Source organism: Allobacillus sp. SKP2-8, assembly GCF_007559355.1.
Taxonomy (GTDB): Bacteria; Bacillota; Bacilli; order Bacillales; family Alkalibacillaceae; genus Allobacillus; species Allobacillus halotolerans.
The window spans coordinates 80789-81022 of record NZ_VMHF01000010.1; positions in this window are offsets into that span (position 1 = coordinate 80789).

Consider the following 234-nt stretch of genomic DNA (forward strand, 5'->3'; position numbering starts at 1 on the left):
CTCTATAAGACTTTCCGAGAAGAAACAGCGCTCATTCGAGTGTATAGACCGTCTCTATAGGACTTTCCGAGAAGAAACAGCGCTCATTCGAGTGTATAGACCGTCTCTATAGGACTTTCCGAGAAGAAATCGCGCTCGTTCGGGAGAATAGAACGTTTCTATAGGACTTTCCGAGAAGAAATCACGCTCATTCGGGTGTATAGAGCGCCCCAGCTAGGTTTTCGTAATGATTAT